This window comes from Trueperaceae bacterium (assembly GCA_019454765.1).
GTDB lineage: Bacteria > Deinococcota > Deinococci > Deinococcales > Trueperaceae > JAAYYF01.
Map to the genome: position 1 here is coordinate 28,694 of JACFNR010000035.1, position 1,482 is coordinate 30,175.

Below are 1,482 nucleotides of genomic sequence, written 5' to 3' on the forward strand. Positions count from 1 at the left end.
GCAGGTGTAACATCTCGGCCATGGCCGTCACCGCCGGACTTCTCGCCCGTGACCCCGGGACGCCACGGCCGCGGATCCAGGGTCGCGTGCACCGATGAGGGCCATCCGCGCCCTCACCGGTCGGCGGAAGCTCGTTCCCGCCGGCGCCCGCGTGAGGTGGGCGTTCGCCGTCCTCGCCATCGCGGCGGCTGCCTTGGCGGGACGCTCGCCAGCGCAGGGCGGGCACACGCCTGCCACCACGCCGCAGGCCGCCACAGCCCGGAGCACTGCACCGGCAACGACCGGCATCGTGCTCGCGGACCAGCAGACGGTCGACCTCGGCGACGGCTCCTGGGAGGTGGAGCTTTACCGCAACGAGGCGTTCCAGTGCGGTCGGAAGGGCACGTTCACTTTCGCCGTGTTCGAACCGCGCGGTGATGACGGCGGTGCAGCGCCGCTATGGGTGTTCCTGCACGGCGGCGGGGCGGGCTACTACACCGATGCGGCCCCGCCCCGTTACGTTGGCAACGAGGCGAACAACGACGAGGAGTCGCTAGCGAAGCTGGTGCGTCGCGCCGTCTCGGGCGGTCAGGACACCATCATCAACCGGCGCCTCCGCGAGGGCTGGCGGGTGCTGGTGCCGTCGATGTGCGATCACGACCTGCACGCCGGCGAGGGCACCGTCTACCCGAACAACCCGAATCACGGCCGCGAGGGCGACACCGTCGACGGGCTGCTCGCCAACGAGGCCGCGCTCATGTGGGTGGCCGACAACAGGCCCACGACGTGGGTGGTGGTGCACGGAACCAGCGCGGGCTCGGTCGGGGCGTTCGCCTTGACTTACGCCCTGCACGAGCGTGGCATCGACGTGAACGCCGCGATCCTCGATGCCTACATCGTGACCCCTCGCCTGGTGCCCTACTTCGCGGCCGGCCTCACCCCCCCGGTCCGCAAGTACCCAGGTTTCGATTTCGCCGGCGTGACCGCCAAGGTAGGCCGCTTCGCCGACCTCGGACCGACCGGGGTGACTCCCGAACGAGTCGTGGCCGAGGACGATTTCCGGGCGGTCCCGATCCTCGACGTGATCGGAGACTCGGACCCGCACTGCGCCGGTCAGTTCCCGCCGCTCCCGGTCGCCGACGGCGCGAACAACTGCGAGTACGTCCACGGTGGCTTCGCCGCGGCCGTCGCTGCCCAGGCGAACAGCCCGCACGGGCAGCTGGTGATCGCCGGCGGGGGACACTCGACCACCAAGCAGCCGGGCAGGGTCCACGATCAGGTCGACGCCTGGTTGCTGCCCCTCCTAGGCGACGACGCACACTTGCCGTTCGATTAGGCCTGAAGCGGCAGGAACGAACGGTACGGTGGCACCTGGCCCCTCGCACGGGCCCTTCGCAGCAGGCGTCACCTCGGGACGTGGTGGGAACTAAAAGAACCCCGTCATCGACGGGGTTCCATTGGTGGAGCCGAGGGGATTCGAACCCCTGACCTTCTGAATGCCAT

At 69.8% G+C, this 1,482-nt stretch carries 1 protein-coding gene; it reads left to right on the top strand.

From position 1 onward, the window contains the following. The first annotated feature begins 94 nt into the window (after positions 1 to 94). The gene (locus H3C53_09925) at positions 95 to 1,315 is read left to right on the top strand and encodes a hypothetical protein (GenBank protein ID MBW7916982.1); all 1,221 of its coding nucleotides are present in this window, start codon (positions 95 to 97) and stop codon (positions 1,313 to 1,315) included. Positions 1,316 to 1,482: the final 167 nt, after the last annotated feature.